At 51.5% G+C, this 20776-nt stretch carries 14 protein-coding genes; 9 read left to right on the top strand and 5 right to left on the bottom strand.

The genetic code is table 11. From position 1 onward, the window contains the following. Positions 1–30: 30 nt before the first annotated feature. The gene (locus E1N14_RS09220) at positions 31–1155 is read right to left on the bottom strand and encodes a beta-ketoacyl-ACP synthase III (RefSeq protein ID WP_025011787.1); all 1125 of its coding nucleotides are present in this window, start codon (positions 1153–1155) and stop codon (positions 31–33) included. A gap of 11 nt (positions 1156–1166) precedes the next feature. Next, complete coding sequence (locus E1N14_RS09215) at positions 1167–2351, bottom strand: RDD family protein (protein ID WP_062793864.1); 1185 nt, start codon at positions 2349–2351, stop codon at positions 1167–1169. A 212-nt stretch (positions 2352–2563) separates the two neighbouring features. Between E1N14_RS09215 and cysK the strand changes: the two genes are divergently transcribed. From cysK to E1N14_RS09190, 5 genes are all read left to right on the top strand, one after another. Then, entirely contained in the window at positions 2564–3532 is a 969-nt protein-coding gene (cysK, locus tag E1N14_RS09210; protein WP_025011786.1) for a cysteine synthase A, read from the top strand. 232 nt (positions 3533–3764) lie between these two features. Next, a complete protein-coding gene (locus E1N14_RS09205; RefSeq protein ID WP_025011785.1) occupies positions 3765–4835 on the top strand; it encodes a methyltransferase in 1071 nt (356 codons plus the stop codon). Between the two features lie 91 nt (positions 4836–4926). Then, positions 4927–5934 (top strand): TDT family transporter, encoded by a 1008-nt coding sequence (locus tag E1N14_RS09200; protein ID WP_025011784.1) that lies wholly within the window; start codon positions 4927–4929, stop codon positions 5932–5934. A gap of 425 nt (positions 5935–6359) precedes the next feature. After that, complete coding sequence (locus tag E1N14_RS09195) at positions 6360–9254, top strand: TonB-dependent receptor (protein ID WP_062793865.1); 2895 nt, start codon at positions 6360–6362, stop codon at positions 9252–9254. Positions 9255–9555: 301 nt separating this feature from the next. Then, entirely contained in the window at positions 9556–12201 is a 2646-nt protein-coding gene (locus E1N14_RS09190) for a TonB-dependent receptor plug domain-containing protein (RefSeq protein WP_037437496.1), read from the top strand. Positions 12202–12283: 82 nt separating this feature from the next. Here the strand turns inward: E1N14_RS09190 and panF are convergent, their stop codons facing one another. After that, positions 12284–13732 (bottom strand): sodium/pantothenate symporter, encoded by a 1449-nt coding sequence (panF, locus tag E1N14_RS09185; RefSeq protein WP_025011782.1) that lies wholly within the window; start codon positions 13730–13732, stop codon positions 12284–12286. Then, positions 13729–13941, bottom strand: coding sequence for a DUF997 family protein (locus E1N14_RS09180; RefSeq protein ID WP_025011781.1), 213 nt, complete (start codon positions 13939–13941; stop codon positions 13729–13731). The genes panF and E1N14_RS09180 overlap by 4 nt, the downstream gene beginning before the upstream one ends. Positions 13942–14888: 947 nt before the next feature. Here E1N14_RS09180 and focA point away from each other — a divergent pair. From focA to pflA, 3 genes are read left to right on the top strand one after another with little or no spacing between them, the layout of a single operon-like run. Then, on the top strand, positions 14889–15770 hold the full coding sequence (gene focA / locus E1N14_RS09175) for a formate transporter FocA (RefSeq protein ID WP_062793866.1): 882 nt from the start codon (positions 14889–14891) through the stop codon (positions 15768–15770). A 29-nt stretch (positions 15771–15799) separates the two neighbouring features. Then, positions 15800–18082: a formate C-acetyltransferase gene (gene pflB / locus E1N14_RS09170; protein WP_028779374.1), complete on the top strand. Its 2283-nt coding sequence runs from the start codon at positions 15800–15802 to the stop codon at positions 18080–18082. Positions 18083–18139: 57 nt separating this feature from the next. Beyond that, positions 18140–18880, top strand: coding sequence for a pyruvate formate lyase 1-activating protein (pflA, locus tag E1N14_RS09165; protein WP_025011778.1), 741 nt, complete (start codon positions 18140–18142; stop codon positions 18878–18880). 1 nt (position 18881) lies between these two features. Here pflA and yfbV read toward each other — a convergent pair whose 3' ends face one another. Beyond that, on the bottom strand, positions 18882–19325 hold the full coding sequence (gene yfbV, locus E1N14_RS09160) for a terminus macrodomain insulation protein YfbV (RefSeq protein ID WP_062793867.1): 444 nt from the start codon (positions 19323–19325) through the stop codon (positions 18882–18884). Positions 19326–19483: 158 nt separating this feature from the next. On the opposite strand from yfbV, the gene ackA reads away from it, so the two are divergent. Continuing rightward, positions 19484–20683, top strand: a complete 1200-nt coding sequence (gene ackA / locus E1N14_RS09155) for an acetate kinase (RefSeq protein ID WP_025011777.1) — start codon at positions 19484–19486, stop codon at positions 20681–20683. Positions 20684–20776: the final 93 nt, after the last annotated feature.

Here is a 20776-nt window from a genome sequence, read left to right as displayed (position 1 = left end):
GGCATTTTTATTGCTGAGGAAAGCTCTGTCTTAACAGGCACGCAGAATTAAACTGCCGATGGAGTAACCCGCACCAAAGGAGCTCAACAGGCCCAACTCCCCCGGTTTGAAGTCCTGGTGATATTTATGGAAAGCGATTACCGAGCCGGCCGATGCCGTGTTGGCGTATTGATCCAGCACCACGGGCGCCTTCAAAGGCTCAGGGGTTTCACCCAGGAGCTTTTTCACCACAAACTGGTTCATATTGATATTGGCCTGATGCAGCCACAGACGCTTGAACTGCTCCGGCGTGATACCTGCTTCTTCGAGCTGCGCATCCAAATGCTGGTATATCATGGGTAGCAGCTCTTTAAAGACCTTGCGCCCCTGTTGATGAAACAGCTTATCTGCCTCGCAGGAAGTAGCCGGATCACAACGGTTAAGGAAACCAAAGTTGCTGCGGATATTGTTCGAGTAATGGGTAAAGCAGCGGCTCGACAGAATTTCAAAGACTTGCTGGGCGCGGCAAGTCGCTGCCGGCTCCAATACCAAGGCTGTGGCCACATCACCGAAAATGAAGTGACTGTCGCGGTCTCGATAATTAACCTGAGCCGAACATATCTCAGGATTGATGACCAACACGCGCCCGGCGCTACCACTGCGAATGGCATTGGCCGCTGTCACCAGGGCAAAAGTCGCTGAGGAACAGGCGACCTGCATGTCAAAGCCATAACCCCGGGTACCGAGGGCTTGTTGAATTTCAATCGCCATCGCCGGATAGGCCCGCTGGGTGTAGGCACAGGCGACTATCACCAAGTCAATGTCATCCGCCTTGAGGCCGGCATTATCAAGCGCTTGCTTGGCCGCATGCAAGCCCATTTCAGCCTGCAGTGACAGGCTGTCGCTGGCACGTTCAGGGATCAACGGCATCATGACTTCAGGATCCAAGATCCCCTCTTTGACCATCACAAATCTGTGTTTGATGCCTGACGCTTTCTCAATAAACTCACTCGATGAGTAATTCAGCGCCGCCACATGACCAAGATCTATCTGGGCACGGTTCTCGGTATTGAACAGGTCAACATACTGATTGAAGCTGTCCACCAGTTCTTGATTGGTTATTCCTTCCGGAGGGGTAAACAGCCCGGTACCGGAAATGACAATCGCATCCTTCATAAACTACCTTCTTATTGTTTTGTGACCGGATCCGCCTGCAGCACCGTCTCTGTTGGACTCATGCGTGGCTTACTCAGATCGATGACAACTGTTGCTGAGATCTTATCCTGGATGGCTTGCCTGTTGGCATCCCAAAAAATCTGCAAGAAACCCAGCAGTCCAGTGGCAAAGCCTGCACCGTATCCCCCGTAACGGCCAAAGGCGTCCCATAGGGAAAGCTTACCACCTCCGAGGGAAATCACCCGCACCCGCATGATTTTTTTGCCTAAAGTCTGACCATCAAACCAGGCAGTGAACAAGGTAAAATAGAATGCCGCCCAGCCAAATCCAAACCCGAGGTCATTGAGCATCCCCTTGGCCCAAGCGAGCAAACTGTATTGTGTTTCTTCCTCCTGCTCGTCCTCTTCAGCTCCCGGTCTTGAGTCGTCTTCGGCAGATGCTGGTTGGGTTTGTGTGTCGATTTTTGCATCGATTTTTGCATCGGTTTTTTCATCGGTTTTTACATCGTTTTTTGCATCGGTTTGTGCGTTAGCCCTTTCATTGAGTGCCGCTACAGACTCGGGCTTGATTGAAGCCAACTGCGGCATCAAGTCTGCATTTATCGCCGCAATATCGGCTGAAGCAAGCGGCAAGTCATCCAATGCACCTTGCAGCATGGTCTCGGCCTGGGTACGTGACAGCCCTGCCTCAGCCGCGGCATTGACCAGCAAACCCGCTTCATGTTGGGCACAGGCCTTGTCCTCACACAAACTCAAACGCAACAGCTGCGGCGTCAAGGTCAGCAGTGTCTGCCCCTGAATTTCATTATCGCGACGCTCTTGCAGGCCGTTGACTTTTATCATCTGCGGCACCGCAGACCAAAGCAAAACCACCGCCATAAACAGGTACAAAAGCCCCTTGGCCCAAGTGGAGATCCTGTTGGCGTGATTGTGTATATAGTAAGCCAGCAGGCACACCAAAAGCACAAACAGCGGGCCGGCCTGTTCGGCCAGTACTGCGATCAACAAACCGTCTATCGTGATAGCCAGCGCCCTTTTCCAAGGCTTTGCCAAGGGGGTGTAGAGTAGCTCCGGCGCCACACTGAATGCGGCCGGTGTCACTATGCTGCGGGGATCTTTGCCCGGATACAGCTTAAAGCCGCTCTGTTCCCCGGTTCGATTCGGATTTGCCTCCTCGGCATTGAAGTTGTGATCCAAGCCTGCTCTCCTATTTGGAATAGAATGTTGATTTTTGGTTAACATCGAATTGGCGTTGAGATTAACATAAAGCTAAACTGGCTTACTCCGAAGTTACGAATAACAGAGATTCATGTAATAACTAAAAAGAATAAAGAAGAACAAAGATTCACTTCTCTTTGATCTCATGGAGATTATGCTTTAGGGATGCAATCAAAGGAGGCCAGCAAGCCATGAGCAAAATTTTCGAAGACAATTCCTACACCATTGGTAACACTCCACTGGTTCGTCTTAACCGCGTCAGCAACGGCAAGGTGCTGGCCAAGGTAGAAGCCCGTAACCCAAGCTTCAGTGTCAAATGCCGTATTGGTGCCAATATGATTTGGGACGCCGAGAAAAAAGGCCTGTTGACCAAAGACAAAGAGCTGATTGAGCCCACCTCGGGAAATACGGGTATTGCGCTGGCCTATGTTGCCGCGGCCCGAGGTTACAAGTTGACTCTGACCATGCCCAACACCATGAGTCTCGAGCGCCGCAAGCTGCTCAAGGCACTGGGCGCCAACCTGGTACTGACTGATGGTGCCAAGGGCATGAAAGGGGCCATCGAAAAGGCCGAGGAAATCCGCCAATCGGCGCCGGATAAATATCTGCTGCTGCAACAGTTTGACAACCCAGCCAACCCTGAGATCCACGAAAAAACCACAGGTCCTGAGATCTGGAACGATACCGATGGTCAAATCGATGTATTTGTTGCCGGTGTCGGTACCGGCGGCACCATCACAGGGGTGAGCCGTTATATCAAGAACACTCAAGGCAAGGCGATCACTGCTGTGGCCGTTGAACCAGCCGACTCACCCGTGATCAGCCAGACTCTGGCGGGCCAACCTGTGCAGCCGGGTCCGCACAAGATCCAGGGAATAGGCGCCGGCTTTATTCCGGGTAACCTAGATCTGGAGCTGATTGACAAGGTAGAGCTGGTCACCAATGACGAAGCGATAGAGATGGCTCACAGGCTGATGAAAGAGGAAGGCATTTTGGTGGGGATCTCCTCCGGTGCCGCCGTCGTTGCCGCCAACCGCATCGCCGCTCTGCCAGAATTTGCAGACAAAAATATAGTGGTGATCCTGCCATCTGCCGCCGAGCGTTATCTGTCCTCGGCCCTGTTTGTCGGCCAATTCGGCGATCAGGAAAACGTGCAGTAAGTAAGCATAAACCGCAACTTGAAAGCCCTGTCTAATGACGGGGTTTTTTTATACCTCTAACGCTATCAGCCCAAACGCAGCGAACTGAAGACCCCCTTTTGATGCCACAATTCAAAGCAGCAGTAACCACATATTTGCCCTCTTGATCAAAGTTTTATGCAACTGGCCTGTACTTGACTTGGGCTTTGGGCCATAAAGGCTTTTTTGAACCTTTCCCACGGCTCCCTAGACAATGCCCTTTTTCAGTGAACCCGCCAAACTCAGTGCCTTCGAAGCCAAATTTGAAGCACAAAAAATCGCCTTCGCTCCGGTCAGTTTTCAGGTGACCCGCTGCCTGCTGCAGTTCGACATCCTCAAGCATATAGATGCCGCAGGCGATGAGGGCATTAGCCTTGAGATACTCAAAGAACAAACCGGGCTGACAGAATATGCTCTGGGCGTTCTGCTCGATATGGCGCTCTCCATGGGGCTAGTTTGGCACAAGGGAGACAATTACATCCTCGACAAGACAGGCTGGTTTCTGCTGCATGATGATATGGCCGCCACCAACCTCAATTTTATCCACGACATCTGTTACCAAGGCCTGTTTCATCTGCAACAGGCGCTGGAGCAAGGCTCTCCCGAGGGACTGAAAGTATTCGGCGATTGGCCCACTATTTACCCAGCCCTGAGCCAGTTACCGACAGAAGCGAAACACAGCTGGTTCGCCTTCGATCACTATTATTCAGATCATGCCTTTGACAGCCTGATGCCGCGCATATTTGCCAAAGGGCCGGCTCATTTGGTGGATATCGGTGGCAATACCGGCAAATGGGCCTTGAAATGTGCCGGCTACAATACACAGTGCCGGGTAACCATAATGGATCTTGCTCCCCAGCTTGAGCTGGCCGCCGAGGCAGCAAAAGCCGCAGATTTGAGCGGGCGGATATCCGGCCTGGCGTGCGATCTGCTTGCCCCTGACGGCCCCTTTGTGACCGACGGCGATCTCTATTGGATGAGCCAATTCCTCGACTGTTTCAGCGAGGCACAAATCCTGGCCATCCTGCAGGCTTGTGCCAAAGCAATGCCGGCGACAGCCGAGCTCTGCATTCTGGAAACCTTCTGGGACAGGCAGCCCAATGCCGCCTCCGCCTACTGTGTCAATGCCACCTCGCTCTACTTCACCGCCATGGCCAATGGCAACAGTCGCATGTATCACTCCAAGATACTGCTGAAACTACTGCAACAGGCAGGTTTCTATGTCGATGAAGATATCGATGACATAGGGCTTGGGCATACTCTGCTACGCTGCAAGCTTAAATAAATTTGAATCAATGAATAATTTAATTTCAATTTTATTAATCAAAGGCCGGTTTTAGACTAGGACCATCAAATCGGAATCTAGAGGTCACAGTATGAAACTCGTTGCCACTACCACTGAAGAACTCAGCACTCGCGAGTCCAAATTCAGTAAAGCCGCCTTCAGGCGGCTGCCAAGCCCACTGGCCGGATTGGCGCTGGCTATCGCCAGCCTGGGCTGGGCCTGGGAAAACGTGTCAGCAGAATTTCCCGGCCTGGCATTGGGCGCGGCGATTGCCGGCATATTACTGTCTCTGCTGACAGTCAAATTCATTCTGCATCCTGAATTACTGAATGAAGAACTGCGCCACCCTGTGGTCGGCAGTGTGCTGCCCACCTTTGCCATGGCACTGATGGTGATCTCCAAAGCCGTAGGGATCCATCTTCCTTTGTGTGGCTTCCTGATCTGGTTGACGGCTATCGCCATTCACTGCTGTTTACTGGCGGCCTTTGTGCTGCATAGAGCAATGGACTTCAACCTGGAGCATATGGTGCCCAGTTGGTTTGTGCCCCCTATCGGCATGGTGGTGGCCGCCGTGACCTTTCCCGGCGCCGAAGCCGGCGAGGTAGGCGCCCAAATCGCTCACATCATTCTGATGTTCGGCTTGGTCAGTTACTTGGTGATGCTGCCTGTGATGCTCTATCGCTTGATCTTCTGCAATCCGGTCGCTGATGCAGCCAAGCCGACCATAGCGATTCTGGCAGCACCGGCCAGCCTGTCTCTGGCCGGCTATCTGACCCTGACTCCGGAGCCTGAGCTTTGGTTGGTCGCCCTGCTGCTGAGTCTGGCCCTGCTGATGACCCTGGTCATCTATCTGGCCTTCCTGCACTTGCTGCGCCTCCCTTTCAGCCCTGGGTTTGCTGCCTACACCTTCCCCATGGTGATAGGAGCCACTGCCCTACTGAAAACAGCCGCCTGGTGCAACAGCCAACCCATGCTGCAATCGTTGCACCGGCCACTGGCGTTACTTGGAAATATTGAGCTTGTGATAGCCAGTGCTATTGTCGGCTTCGTCGCTATCAGTTACCTCAGACACTACCGCCCCTGGTCTCTGGGAAACTGAAATTCCCATACACAGAAACCCGCAAAAGCGTGACGCAAATCACGCTTTTGCGATTTATTGGATCTTCAATGGTCCATTGAAATCTACTCAAGCTCCTAGACAAAACAAATTCAACTCTTCACTACGAACAAGTTTAAACATTAATAAAACATTTAACTCCACACAAATTTACAGTAGAGAATAATTTACTAATTAATATGACTAATTAGTCAGCAAGATAGAGAGTCAGAACAAATAAACGCTGTACGTTATATTTATGATAACAAGATGAGTAAATTTGGTTTCAGTATAATTTAATTACATCTGTATTATCCTTGTTGCACTTTTTATTTCACTAAGGTTATATTCCTGATACATCCGGAAACATTTTTTAATTAATTCGGATGAAAAAAATAAAAACACACATAAGTATCAGGGAGAAAATAATGCAAGCTAATTCTAAATTAGCCAAAGCAGTGCGCTTTGCGTTAATTGGTGGTGTTGCAACTGCAGCTTATTCCGCACCAGCATTGTCGGCAGAACAAGATCAGCAAACGGCTAATTCTGCCGTTGAGCGTATCTCTATCACTGGCTCACGTATCGTACGTGAAGGTGCCGTGGCCCCTACCCCGGTGACAGTAATTTCGGGTGAAGAACTTCTGTCTACCGGTGTTACCAACATAGGTGAAGCCCTCAACCAGTTGCCTGCTCTAGGTAACACCTATTCTCTCGCCAACTCTGGACGTTACATTGGTACTGCCGGAGCCAACCTGTTGGATCTGCGTACCATGGGTACCGACAGAACCTTGGTGCTGGTTAACGGTAAACGCCATGTTGCCAGCTCAGCGGGAAGCTCTTCGGTTGACGTAAACACGATTCCAAGTGCCTGGGTCGAAAAAGTGGAAGTCATTACGGGTGGTGCATCTGCTATTTATGGTGCAGATGCAGTAACAGGCGTAGTTAACTTCATTCTGAAAAAAGACATTGTCGGCTTGGATATTTCCGCTATCAAAGGTCGAGCCGATGACAGTGGTTTTGGTAAAGACAGAGTTTCGCTTTCTTACGGTACAGATATCAATGATGGTCGCGGTAATATCGCCTTCGCCGCAGAATACAGCGCTCAGGATAGACTCAGAGCGTTCGATCGTGATCAAACCAAAACCTCATTTACCAGTCTGAAAAATACCAACAGACCCAAGGATGCCGACGGTAACTATATCGATTCCAATGATTCGTCTGATCCAGACAAGTATTTCCTGCCAAACGGCGGACATTATAAGATCAGCAACGCCGGTACCTTCTTCCTGGATGGTTGGAAGACCTTCAATCCAGACGGGACTATCCGTGATGTCTACATCGGCCCTAAAGTTGATGGGAACTATTGTGTCGACTGTGACTTCACCAACTTGAGACAGTTTGAAGATCTGCAACCAGAATTCAAGCGTTATAACCTCAACCTGAAGAGCAATTATCAGCTGAATGACGATATGAACCTCTACTTTGAGGCCAAATATGTCAACAGTCAGGCCAGTGATTATGGTCAGCCTGCCTTCTTCTTTGGCAACAAGGTAAACACAATTAAGGTTGATAACCCTTATCTGGATCCCAACCTTGTTGCTCTGATGAAGAGCAACAAGGATGCGGACGGTAACCCTCAGCCACTGGATTCAATCGTCATCAACCGTTTCATGGCCGACCTGGGCCAACGTGTCGAGGACGACACCCGTGAAACCCAGCGCTACGTACTGGGTCTAGAAGGCGTCTTGGCTGATGACTGGGATTATGACCTGTACGCCATCTATGGCCAGACAGATCTGGAACGGGTGAACAAAAATAACCTCATCTATGCCAACTACCAAAATGCCCTCGATGCTGTCATGCTCGACGGTAACATAGTCTGTCGCAGCGAAACCGCCCGTGCTGAAGGTTGTGTGCCGGTCAACATTTTTGGTGCAGGTAACCCAAGCCAGGAAGCCATTGACTACATCAATACCACTTCTGTTGGCACCGCAGTGATCAAGCAAACCGTTTTGGGTGGCACTATCACCAATTCCGGGCTATTCGAACTGCCAGCCGGTTATGTAGGCCTGTCTACCGGTGTTGAGTACCGCAAAGAAGAGAGTGAGATCAAAGAGCCTGAGAATGCTGCAGGCACATTCTTCAACGCCTTGGGTGAAGACAAAGGTGATTTCGATGTCAAGGAAGTATTTGCCGAGGTATCAATACCTCTGCTGGCCGACTTGCCGCTGATCCGTCAGTTGGATATGGATCTGGCCGTACGGTTCGCCGATTACAGCACCATTGGCAATGCGACCACCTGGAAAGCCGGTCTGAGCTGGGAAATCAACGACGAGTTGAGAATGCGCAGTACCTATGCTGAAGCCATTCGAGCGCCTAATATCAGCGAGCTGTTTGGTGCCCCAAGTCAAACTTTCTTCCGGGTTGATGATTCATGCCGTATTGATAACCTCAATAACCTGGCCGATTCTTCCACTCGCCGCAAGAACTGTGCCGCGCTGGGTGTACCTACTGATTTCAATGATCAGTACGATGCCAAAAGCATAGAAGGCAAGAGCAGTGGTAACCGGGAACTGAAACCTGAAGAGTCCACCAGCTACACTGTAGGGCTTATCTATCAACCTGAGTTTATCGAAGGTCTATCTATGACACTCGATTACTGGAATATCAAGATTGATGATGCCATCAGTTCTATTGCGGCTCAGGACATCATAGATCGCTGCCTGGATTCGACCAGTGGTATAGATAACCAGTATTGCGCGCTGATCACCCGTGACCCATCTTCACACCAGATAACGTTGATTCAGAGTCACTCTCTGAACGTTGCAGCCTTGGAGGCCTCTGGTGTTGACCTGGATCTGGCTTATAAGACTGACATTCTGGGTGGTGATTTCAGTGCCAACCTGATTGCGACTCACCTGCTTAAGCGCCGGAACTTCTCCTTCCAGGATAATCCCAGCGATTACGAAGAATTGGCCGGCACTTTGGGATATGCAGATTGGCAGGCCAACCTGACCCTGAACTACAAGTATGAAAACTGGCTCAGCTACTGGCGTACCCGTTTCGTCAATGACGTCAGCTTGTACACAGATAAGGAACTGGCCCGCAACGCAAACCCAAGTTCAAACATGCAGTACGACGATTACTTCATCAGTGATGTCGCCGTGGGTTATCAGTTTGATTCCGGTATAACGCTTAAGTTCGGTATCGATAACCTGTTCGATAAAGACTTGCCTTATGGTACGACCGGTACCACAGCAGGTTCTGCAGCGTACGATAACGTCGGTCGCTTCTACTACACAAGTCTGAGCTATTCCTTCTAAGCTCATTTAAACTGAATATTATTCGGTAAATAAGCGGCGCATTTTGCGCCGCTTATTATTTATTCAACCAACCCCGCAAATGTTAATCAAATGTTTTTATCATGTTTTTAAATGTGGTTACTAATGTTTTTTAATAGTTTCAAAACATCTGATTACATCTTTATTACAATAAATAATCGGGTAACAAGCATTTAACCGCTTGTATTATTTGTATCTTAATGGTTACATTTTGTCGCCGAATTGTTCTATGCCGGCTCGAATAAATACAAAAAGACAAAATAAATATCATAAAAGGATATAAATGATGAATCTCAGTGTCAGCAAAGCTGTGCGCTTCGCCCTCTTTGGCGGCGCAGCAGCGGCCACTCTTAGCCTACCTGCAGTTCAAGCCAACGAAAACGAACAACTGGAGCGCATCGAAGTTACCGGTTCACGTATCAAGCGTACCGACATGGAATCGGCACTGCCGGTAACTGTGATGAGTTCTGAAGACATAGCCAAAACCGGCCTGACAGATGTTTCTGCGGTACTGGCACAAATGCCATATAACACTGCGGGCAGCTTCATCAGCGACGCCGGCAGCTCTGCCAGTAACCATGCCAGCTCGGGCATGCGTGGTCTGGGTTCAAACCGCACCCTGACCCTGATCAACGGCCGCCGTATCGCACCATCAGCCACTTTTGGTGCCGATGCAACCAACCTTAACCTGATCCCTATGGACGCCATCGAGCGCATTGAGATCCTTCGTGACGGCGCTTCTGCCATCTATGGTTCCGATGCCATTGGTGGTGTAATCAACATCATTCTGAAGAAGAACTATGACGGTCTTGGATTCGATCTGAAATACGCCAACCCGACTCAGGGTGGCCGTGATGAAATGTCGGCGTCGATGACCTTCGGTAACACAGGCGATAAGAGCACCAGCCTGGTAATCATAGAGCACAAGAAGTTTGATCCTCTCAAGGGTGGTCAGCGTGATCATTTGACCGCCAACTGGGATGAGGCCTATGGCCGCAGCTCTCTGTATGCACCGGAAGGTACCTGGCGCCCTGTGGCTGCCCGCCCAGGCAAAAAAGAAGACGGAACCTTTGAAACGCCAACCTACACAGGTAACTATGTACCGGGTAAAGACTGTCCGGCCGATCAAATCGTTCAGAGCAAAGATGGTCCACGTTGTGGCTATAGCATGTATGAAGGCACCGATTACCTGCCGGATCAGACCAAAGACTCTTTGTTCAGTAACCTGACTTACAGAATTACCGACAACCTGGAATGGTTCGGTCAGGCGATTGTGATGCGTGACAAGTCCACGACTTCCTCTACCGCACTGTGGACCCCTAACCTGTACATAGCTGCCGACAACCCACTGAATCCAACTTATGGCACGGCCAACGCCAGCGAAGTACAGGCTTACCACCGTCTTACCGGTGTGGCCGATCGCAGCACAACGTTCAAGTCCGATGTGATTGACGTGGTTACCGGTCTGAACCTGGAGCTGGATGCCGGTTCACTGAACTGGTATGTACAGTACTCAGATCAGCAGGTAGACATAAGCACTGACTCCTACGTGTTTGAAGACAACCTGCAACAAGCCGTAGACGCCGGCCTGTACAACCCATTTGTTCTGGGCGGCAATGCGACTCAGGCAACCCTGGACAGCTTCCTGCACACCGCCACCCGTCAAGCTGACTCCAAGACCACAGCGACTGCCATTTCCTGGGCTGCGCTGGCGCCTATCGCACTGCCAGGCGGTGACATAGGTTATGCCGTGGGTGCCGAGTACCAGAAGATGGAATTCAGCGATCGCCGCGACGCGCAGCAAGCTGCCGGCAAAGTACTGGGTACTTACGGTGGTGACTCCGCCGGTGAGCGTAACTACAAGGCTGCCTTTGTTGAGCTGGAACTGCCGGTCACTGACGATCTGAACGTTAAACTGGCCAGCCGTTATGACCAATACAGCCTGCCGGACGAAGGCCAGCTGTCCAGCTCTATCAACCTGCGTTACCAGTTGTTGGATAACCTGGTACTGCGCGCCTCTTACGGCCAGGGTTTCCGTGCTCCGTCACTGGATGATCTGCTGGGCGAAGCCGCGACCAGTTATGACAGAGTGATCGACACCAAAGGCTGTCAGATGCTGCCGGCTGACCAACGCGAAGGCGCTGATGTGTGTGAGTCAACTCAGTATCTGCGCAAGAGTTCAGGTAATCCGGAGCTGAAACCTGAAGAGTCTGATCAGTATGCCTTCGGTGCAGTGTGGAACATCACTGATGATATCTCTCTGGTTGTGGACTACTACAACATAGAGATCAGCAACCAGGTCAGCTACGTTGGTGCCCAGACTATTCTGGATCTGGAAGCCACGACCGGCCTCGGTGCGTACGATCCTAAATATGTCTATGTGAAGCGTGATACCGACGGCAAGATTGAAGAGATTGGCGCCGGCTACATCAACATGGACGGGGTACAAACCTCGGGTCTGGACGTATCTTTCAGCTCGCGCTTCGAGCTGGGTAACTACGGCAACCTGAAGTTCGCACTGGAAGGCACCTATGCACTGGAATACACAGAGCAGGCCAGCCCGGTCGACCCACGTTACGACGTGCTGGGTACCAAGGGATATCCTGAGCTGCGTTTCAACTCCACCTTCAGCTATGAGTATGATGCCTTCAGCGCCTCGCTGATCGCCAAGTACATAGACTCCTATGCCGGTGAAACGCCACAGCAGCAAGCTGCCAATATCGACAAGCAGGACTTCGGTTCCTTCACCACTTGGGATCTGGCCATGAACTATGACTTTGACAAGTTTGGTAAAGTCACAGTCGGTGCCCGTAACCTGTTCGATGCCATGCCTGCGGTGAACTATGAGCTGTCTTACCCAGGTTATGACGCCGATACCCACAACATTATCGGTCGCGTAGTCTACGCGGGTTATCAGATCCGCTTCTGATAAGCGCTTTAATAGCCAAAAGCGCAGTCAATGACTGCGCTTTTTTTGTTTAATTCCATCCTCAACAATCAAGCATGGAGCTTCATTCCGCTTTGTCCTGTGTGGTAACCAAAACTTCCCGTACCGGCAACCATGCCTGACAGCCCAGCATGGCCAAGAGGGAAACCAGCAAGGCCGGTACCACAGGGTGAATATGAAGCGGCAAAGGCAAGGCCAGCCATTGCAGCATTCCATAACTCAGCAATCCGGAAATCATCGCGGCAAACACCGAGTTGCCAGTCAATGAAGGCCAGAATACCGCCGCCAATATTGGCCAGAGAAACACCGCCTGCAGCGCGCCGAAAGCCGCCAGATTGAGCCAGACTATCATGGCCGGCGGCTCCAGCGCCCAGTAACAGGCGAGCGCAGCAATCATCAACATGACAATGCGGCTCAAACGCAGCTGGCTTTGCGCCGAGGTTTGTGGCCTCACCTTAACCCAGGCATCCCGCACCAGACTGACCGCCGCCTGCAGCAACATGGAGTCCACCGACGACATCACGGCGGCGATGGGCGCCGCCAGCAACACCCCGGCCAAAAGTGGCGAAAACAGTCCGGAGATCAAGGTAGGCATGATCTCATCCGGTACCTGCAAATCGGGATAAAGTGCCCTGCCCATCAAACCGATAAGATGCGGTAACAGTGTCATCAAAACACTGATAAGGGTGCCCCAAATAATGCCTTTCTTGAGCGCCTGGGTATCTTTAACCGCCAATAAACGCACCACAGTATGTGGCAGCCCAAGCGTACCGAAACAGATAAGCACCCAAAACGACAGCATCATGGGCCAGCCCAGTTGCCCTTCATTGCCGTGGGGCTGCAACAAGGCCGGATCTTCGCTGGCCACCTTGGACATCAACTCTGTCATACCGCCATGGCCAAGCAGGGTGAAAAACAGCAGCAGGAGCCCCAGTAGCATTACTATTCCCTGAAAGGCATCTGTGATGGTCACCGCCCTAAAACCACCGCTCAGGGTGTAAGCCAACACTGTCACCACAAACAGTGCCAGCCCCAGGCTGTAGTCGATACCGCTGACCCCGGCAAACAACCTGGCGCCACCGATAAACTGCACCGTTATCATGGCGATAAATCCAAGCACCAAGGAGCCCAGCGCCAACGTGCTGACTCCTTTATGTTCGAAGCGAGCGTCCAACCATTCAATTAAGGTGGCGTAAGGCGCCTTGGCCGCGAGGATCTTCGGCCCCAGCACTCCCAGGGTCAGCATGGCGACCGGCACCTGGATCAAGGCAAGCCAAACCCAGCCCAAACCTATCTTGTAGGCGGCGCCCGGACCACCGATAAAAGAGCTGGCGCTGGTATAGGTGGCCACCAGCGTCAAGGCCAACATGGGGCCATTGAGAAAACGGCCACCGATAAAAAAGCGCGCCGCCTTATCCTGATAGAGGCTGGCCTTGTCTTGTCTGGCGGCAATAAAGCGGGTCAACACCAGGCTGAGCAACAGATAAAGTAATACGGGGATAAGAGTGGTCACTCTTTATGCCCTCCCCGGCCAAACAGGTAGAAGAGTCCCATAATGAAAAACAGCGGGGTCAGGATACAGGACAGCCAAAACCACAACGGCAGGCCGTAATAGTCAGGTTTTGAGTCCCAGACACCCATATCGGTCAACAGGGGCCCCAGAGCCCACAACAGGGCGTAAATCAGGGTAAGTATGATGGCCAGACGTGCCATGGATGGCATAACGGCCTCCTTGGATTGCTCCTGGGGTTGGAGCGTGACAGCAAAAAGAAAGCGTTGATTCTAATCAACTCTTCCCCCGAGTGCCAAGGCATGACTCAAGTTACGCTTTGGTTGTGGGATAAAGTTATCACCCAGTTACCTGATGATATTCCGTTAACTTTTTGACTGCATGCCGAATTAACCATGACAGGACTCACAGCCCTGAGCCTGCTCCCGAACAGGTCACAACGGCCCAAAATTCAAGACCTGACTCAAACTTTGACACCAGTTTGTGAAGCCGCAGGAATAAGGATTTACTTAAATAGACTGTCGGCGGATCCCCCAGTGTCGGCGCTATGGCATACAATTGTTAACCTGCTCGCAAAATTTAGCTTTTCCCTGTGGGTAAAGGCCGATATCAGATGCCGACAGCGCGGCTCTGTGTTAATATTTTTGTGGTAAATTGGTAAGACCAATTTTAAGGTTCGATGCATAACGAGCGATTCTTTGAACAGACTTTCTCGGGGTAGCTAAAACCTCAACCTGGGCTCTGTAAGTAAAAAAGGTGGAGATTGCGGCAACATGGGAGATGTAAACATTTCCAGTTTGCAGCCATTCATCGCGAGCAACAGCACAGATTGGACTTTTATAACGTGTTACAAGCTTAGGCTTGGGTTAAACACCAAATAGAAAGCACAGGCTGCGGTAGATAACACTGCAAGATAATTAAGATTGTGGTGAATTGTTTCAAGACTGTTTTTCAGGCAAAAAAGGAATGGCAAAAAGTAGTTTAATTTCATAATTCAGATTGTACGACGATTAAATTGATCTGAATCACGTAATTTAATTACATTTTGCTTATAGTTAACGAATTCGATGGCTCAAGGGTCATCACACAGAACAAGCGATAAATGAATTTCATAACCTAAACCGGTGGCCAGCCACCAAATGAGCGAAAGAAGGCAGCTATGAACAACAGTCCTAGCCCATTTGATGCATCAACCCCTGCCAATACTGCGCAGAAGGTCGAGGATGCGGCCGTCGTCAAAATCGGCCGCGATACCCAGTCGACCCTGTTGCTGGCCATGACTGCGGGGGTGTTTATTGGCCTCGCGTTTATCTTCTATGTTGTCGCCACTGCCGGTGGCAGCGCCCTTCCCTACGGTCTCAACAAACTCATCGGCGGCCTGTGCTTCAGCCTGGGCCTGATGTTGGTGGTGGTTCTGGGCGGCGAACTCTTCACCTCTACTGTATTAACCATTACTGCCAGAGCCAGCAAACGGGTCACCACCAAAGCCTTACTGCGCAACTGGGGGCTGGTCTATCTGGGCAACTTTATCGGCGCCATGCTACTGGTAGGCCTGATGATCACCGCCAAACACTATGATGCCGGCCACGGTTTGATAGGCCTTGGTTATATGAAGACAGCTCAGGCCAAACTGCACCATGACTTTTTCCAGGCCATCGCCCTCGGGATCATGTGTAACATCATGGTGTGTCTGGCGGTATGGATGGCCTATGCCGGTCGCTCGGTCACTGACAAGCTGCTGGCCGTGGTGTTGCCGGTTGCCATGTTTGTCGCCGCAGGCTTTGAGCACTGTATCGCCAACATGTTCCTTATTCCTATGGCCATTACCAGCAAAAATATGGCCGGCACTGAATTCTGGACAAGCGCCGGGGTCAGCCCCGAGCAGTTTGCCGATCTCACATGGAGCCAATTCGTGTTCCATAATCTGGTTCCCGTCACTCTGGGTAATATCGTGGGGGGAGCTTTATTTGTAGGGTTGACTTACTGGTTTGTGTATCGCCGTCCCTTGCTGGCCAAGCAAGGCAGCGAGGCCAGCAAGTAACTTTATCTCAACTAGAAGGTATGAGTACTATGACCGAGAAAACTGAGCTGTTTGCAAGCGCATGGGAAGGCTTTGTTCCCGGCGATTGGAAGACCGAAGTCAATGTACGTGACTTTATCCAGAAGAACTACACCCCCTATGAAGGTGATGAGTCTTTCCTGGCTGGCCCCACCACTGCGACCACAGCCCTGTGGGACAAAGTCATGGAAGGCATCAAGCAGGAAAACCGCACCCACGCTCCGGTCGACTTTGATACAGACAAAGTCTCTACCATAGATTCCCATGATGCCGGCTACATCAATCAGGAACTGGAAACTATTGTTGGTTTGCAGACTGATGCGCCACTCAAACGCGCCATGCTGCCCAACGGTGGTATCCGTATGGTTGAAGGCTCCTGCGCCGCCTATGATCGCGAGCTGGATCCTGAAATCAAATATGTCTACTCCGAACTGCGTAAGACCCATAACCAGGGCGTGTTCGATGTTTACACTCCGGAAATCCTCGCTTGCCGTAAGTCAGGTGTACTGACAGGTTTGCCCGATGCCTACGGTCGTGGCCGTATCATTGGTGACTACCGTCGCGTAGCCCTCTACGGTATCGACTACCTGATGAAGGACAAGGTTGCCCAGTTCACTTCACTGCAGGCTCAGATGGAAGCCGGTGAAGATCTGAGCAACGTTATCCAGTTGCGTGAAGAGATTGCCGAGCAGCACAGAGCGCTGGGCAAGATGAAGAAGATGGCAGCCAAATACGGTTATGACATCTCCGGCCCTGCCAAGAATGCCAAAGAAGCCATCCAATGGACCTACTTCGGCTATCTGGCCGCGGTGAAGAGCCAAAACGGCGCCGCCATGTCTCTGGGTCGTACTTCAACCTTCATCGACGTTTATATCGAACGCGATCTGAAAAACGGCGTGCTCACCGAAGAGCAGGCTCAGGAAATGATCGACCATTTCGTGATGAAACTGCGTATGGTGCGCTTCCTGCGTACTCCTGAATACGATGAGCTGTTCTCCGGCGACCCAATCTGGGCTACCGAATCTATCGGTGGTATGGGTCTGGACGGTCGTCCACTGGTGAGCAAGACCAGCTTCCGCTTCCTGCACACCCTATACAACATGGGTCCAAGCCCAGAGCCAAACATCACTGTGCTTTGGTCCGAGCAGCTGCCTCAGCCATTCAAAAAATACTGCGCCAAAGTGTCTATCGACACCAGCTCCATCCAGTATGAAAACGATGACCTGATGCGCCCTGACTTCGAGTCCGATGACTACGCCATCGCCTGCTGCGTGAGCCCCATGGTTGTGGGCAAGCACATGCAGTTCTTCGGTGCCCGTGCCAACCTGGCCAAGACCATGCTGTACGCCATCAACGGTGGTGTGGATGAAAAGCTGAAAATTCAGGTTGCTCCCAAGGCAGATCCTATCACCGACGAAGTGCTCAACTATGATGACGTCATGAGCCGTCTCGATGGCCTGATGGATTGGTTGGCAACTCAGTATGTCACTGCGCTGAACACCATCCACTACATGCACGACAAGTACTCTTACGAAGCCGCGCTGATGGCGCTGCACGACAGAGACGTACGTCGCACCATGGCCTGTGGTATCGCCGGTCTGTCTATTGCTGCCGACTCACTGTCTGCCATCAAGTACGCCAAGGTGAAACCGGTTCGCGATGAAAACGGTATTGCCGTAGACTTCGAAATCGAGGGTGATTATCCCAAGTTCGGTAACAACGACGCCCGTGTTGACGACATCGCCTGTATGCTGGTTGAAGGCTTTATGGCCAAAATTCGTGACAAGAAGATGTACCGTAACGCCATCCCAACCCAGTCAATCCTGACCATTACTTCCAACGTGGTGTATGGTAAGAAGACAGGTAACACTCCGGATGGTCGCCGCGCCGGTGCACCATTTGCCCCGGGTGCCAACCCAATGCACGGCCGTGACGAGAAAGGCGCTATCGCTTCACTGACTTCAGTGGCCAAGCTGCCCTTCGCTCACGCTCAGGACGGTATCTCTTACACCTTCTCCATTGTGCCCAATGCACTGGGTAAAGATGAAGATGCCCGCCGCACCAACCTGGCTGCGCTGATGGATGGATACTTCTCCCACAAGCCAGGCCATGAAGGTGGTCAGCACCTGAACGTCAACGTGATGAACCGTGAAATGCTGGAAGATGCTGTCGTCAACCCTGACAAGTATCCACAGCTGACCATACGTGTTTCAGGCTATGCAGTGCGCTTCAACTCACTGACCCCTGAGCAACAGCAAGACGTGATTACCCGTACTTTCACCAAAGCACTGTAATCCGCGTTTGAAACCAGGCTGCAGCGGCCGCCGCTGCAGCCATTCCAAGGAGAGCACATGACAGTAAAAGGACGGATCCACTCGGTGGAATCCTTTGGCACAGTAGATGGTCCCGGCATTCGCTTTATCGCCTTTATGCAGGGTTGCCTGATGCGCTGTAAATACTGTCACAACCGCGACACCTGGGATCTGGATGGCGGCAAGGAAGTTACGGTCGCGGAGCTGATGGAACAGATAGTCAGCTACCGACCTTTTTTGGAAGCCAGCTGTGGTGGCGTGACCGCCAGCGGTGGTGAAGCAGTGTTACAGGCTGAATTCGTTGCCGAGCTATTCAAGGCCTGCAAGGCCGAAGGCATTCACACCTGTTTGGACACCAACGGCTTTGTCCGTAAATACACAGAGGTGATCGACCAGTTGCTGGACAACACTGATCTGGTACTGCTGGACATCAAACAGATGGATGATGCCAAGCACATAGATCTCACCAAGGTCAGCAACCAGCGAACATTGCAGTTTGCCGAATATCTGGCTAAACGAGGCCAGAAAACCTGGATCCGTTACGTGGTTGTCGGCGGCTATACAGACGATGAAGCCTCGGCCGAAAAACTGGCTGAATTTATCAAGCCAATGACCAATGTGGAAAAAGTGGAATTACTGCCCTACCACGAACTGGGCAAACACAAGTGGGAAGCCATGGGTGAGCACTATGAACTCGACGGCGTATCGCCGCCGGATCGCGAAACCATGGAGCGAATAAAGGCTATATTTATCCAGAAAGGGATCAATGCCGGCTACTGATTCAGAGTTCTTCCCAAAAACCGGCATCGAGACGTTCAAAGGCCAATTTGAGGATCTGCGCCATATCCATATAGCAGGCCTTGGCTCCTAAAGGACGACTGCTCACCCCAAGCCCGGAAAGCTTGGCATTGAGTTGATTACCCCAATCGAGCAAGGACAGCGGCAAGGGATGGCGAGCACGCCAACCCAGCCACAGATAGCCCTGCAAAGGCAGGCTGAGAAAGAACAGAAAGATAGCTATGGCCTGGGGCAGATAGTCCCAACCATAGAAATAGAGTGGCGTGGCAGCCGATAGCATGGCCAACACAGGCATAAACTGCAACGCCAACTGAGTGGCACGAATAACGCGAAACTCAGGAAAAAAGAAACCCAGTTGTCTGACCATGGGCCAGGTCTTCATATAACGATGACCTTCCCTCACGGTTTTGAGAAAGTTAAGGCTCAATCAAGGCACCTGAAACAAGCATAATATTGCTTTTACCTTAGCACAGTTCCCTATTCGGCCCCAACAACGGCTTGACGGCAGGAACGCAGTGAAACAGGTTACAGGCGAGTCCAGTTCACCCGTAACTCATTAATTAAAAACGGCGAAAGGTTTTTAACATGTCTAAAAAACTGGTATTGGTTCTAAATTGCGGCAGTTCTTCTTTGAAATTTGCAGTCATGGATGCACTCACGGGCGATGATCAGATTTCAGGTCTGGCCGAGTGCTTTGGTCTGGAAAACTCCCGCATCAAATGGAAACACAATGGCGAAAAGCATGAAGCCGCACTGGGCGCATTTACCGCGCACCGTGAAGCCGTGGAGTTTATTGTAAACCAGATCCTGGCTCCCCTGCCTGAACTGGCGTCACAGATCCTAGCGGTGGGTCACCGTATCGTGCATGGCGGCGAAAAATTCACCCGCTCGGTTATCATTGACGACCAGGTGATCAAAGGTATCGAAGACTGTGCCTCACTGGCACCGCTGCACAATCCGGCGCACCTGATAGGTATTCGTGCTGCCATGGCCTCGTTCCCAAGCCTGCCTCAGGTTGCCGTGTTTGACACCGCCTTCCACCAGAGTATGCCTGAGCACGCTTTTGTCTATGCCCTGCCCTACAAGCTTTACCGTGAGCACGGCATTCGTCGTTACGGCATGCACGGCACCAGCCATCTGTTTGTCAGCCGTGAAGCGGCCAAGGTGCTGGGTAAAGAGCTGGCAGATACCAATGTAATCTGTGCTCACCTGGGCAACGGTGCTTCGGTCACGGCGGTTAAAGGCGGCAAGAGCATGGATACTTCCATGGGCCTGACACCACTGGAAGGTTTGGTGATGGGAACCCGCTGCGGCGATATCGACCCCTCCATCATCTATCATCTGGTGCACCAACTGGGTTACACCCTGGAAGAGGTCAACAACCTGCTGAACAAGCAGAGCGGCCTTTTGGGGATCAGCGAACTGACCAATGATTGCCGTGGTATCGAGGAAGGATATGCCGAAGGTCACAAAGGTGCGACACTGGCACTGGAAATCTTCTGCTATCGTCTGGCAAAATATATCGCCTCCTACACTGTGCCATTGGGCCGTCTGGATGCCGTGGTCTTTACCGGCGGCATAGGTGAAAACTCCGACATTATCCGCAAGAAAGTGCTGGAACTACTGTCCATCTTCAACTTCCAGGTCGATGATGAACGCAACCTGGCCGCCCGCTTCGGCAATGGCGGAATTATCACTAAAGATGAAGGCACTCTGGCCATGGTCATTCCCACCAATGAAGAGTGGGTCATCGCCGAAGACGCTATTAGTTTGATAGAAGAATAATATGACCAATCAGCCGCCTGGTTAACCTGGCGGCTTTCATGTTTTTTGACTTTACAAGATTCACCGGAAAACCATCGACTCCGAAGAGGTTTT

It is taken from the genome of Shewanella algae (assembly GCF_009183365.2).
Taxonomy (GTDB): Bacteria; Pseudomonadota; Gammaproteobacteria; order Enterobacterales; family Shewanellaceae; genus Shewanella; species Shewanella algae.
This window is presented reverse-complemented; position numbering and strand designations above follow the sequence as displayed.